This window comes from Frankia umida, assembly GCF_023242945.1.
In the GTDB taxonomy this organism is placed as follows: Bacteria; Actinomycetota; Actinomycetes; order Frankiales; family Frankiaceae; genus Frankia; species Frankia umida.
In genome coordinates, this window is record NZ_JALKFT010000094.1 from 1 (window position 1) to 1,311 (window position 1,311).

The 1,311-nt window shown below is 74.5% G+C and carries 1 protein-coding gene; it reads left to right on the top strand.

Annotation, left to right across the window (positions count from 1 at the left end; translation table 11 throughout):
* Positions 1-1,311: SpnB-like Rossmann fold domain-containing protein (locus tag MXD59_RS25915; RefSeq protein ID WP_248827186.1), on the top strand; the 1,311-nt coding region annotated here is incomplete at both ends.

Genomic DNA, 1,311 nt, shown 5'->3' on the forward strand with positions numbered 1-1,311 from the left:
AAAACCGACAGCCCCTGGACCCCCCACGCCACCGCCACCCTCACCACCAGCGAGCCCAGCACCGGCGCATCCGGCGCCGACGCCGCCCAGCCCGACCTGCGCAGCTGGCCGCCGCCCGGATCGGTTCCCGCGCCCGTCGACGGGCTCTACCCGCGACTGGCCCAGCTCGGGCTGCACTACGGCCCGACCTTCCGTGGGCTGCGCCGCGCCTGGCTACGTGACGACGAGATCTTCGTCGAGGTCGAGCTGCCCGACGAGCTGGCGGACGACGCGAGCCGCTTCGCCGTTCACCCGGCGCTGCTGGACGCGGCACTGCACGGCCTGGCACTGCGTGGCTTCTTCGACGGCGAGGACGGCGGCCCGCGGCTGCCCTTCTCCTGGTCCGGGGTTCGTCTGCACACCACCGGGGCGCGGACACTGCGGGTGCGACTGGCCCCCGCCGGCGCGGACAGTGTGTCCATCCAGGCCGCGGACGAGAACGGGGATCCGGTCGCCGAGGTCGATGCCCTCGTGGTGCGCCCGGTCGCGTTGGATCAGCTCGCCGCCAGCACGTCCACCTCGCTGGACGACCTGCTGCTGCGGGTCGGTTGGCAGCCGCTGGCGCTGACCGTCCCGGCCAGTGACGTCCCGGATGGTGGCGTCCCGAATGGTGGCGTGCGGTGGGTTCTGCTGGGAGACGACGATCCGGGACTACGCGCGGCCTGGGAGAGCACCGGTCTGGCGGTCAGCGCCGTCCCGGACGTACCGGCGCTCGGCGACGCCATCGCCGCCGGCACCCTGGACGTCGAGGTGGTGGCGTTGTCGCTGCGGCCCACCGACGCGAGCCGCCCCCCGGTGGAGGCGGCGGCGGACCCACAGTTCGTGCCGACGCAGGCGGGCGCCACGACGCAGCGGGTGCTGGAGATCCTGCAGTCCTGGCTGGGCGACGAACGGCTCGCGCACATCCGGCTCGTCCTGGTCACCCAGAGCGCGGTGACCACGGGCACGCCGGACGAGACCGCCGACCTGATCACCGCTCCCGTGTGGGGTCTGGTCCGTTCGGCCCAGCGGGAGAGCCCGGGACGTTTCGTCCTGGTGGACGTGGATGACCGGCCGGACTCGCTCGGCCTGGTGCCCTCCGTCGTCGCCAGCGACGAGGAGCAGGCCGCCCTGCGCGCCGGCGCGGCCCTGGTGCCCCGCCTGGAGCGGGCGGCACCCATCATCCCGGCCCCGCGGGACGGCGCCGCGGTTCCTTCCGCGGACGGTCCGGCGTTCGACCCCGAAGGCACCGTCCTGATCACCGGCGGCACCGGCACCCTCGGCGCACTCCTC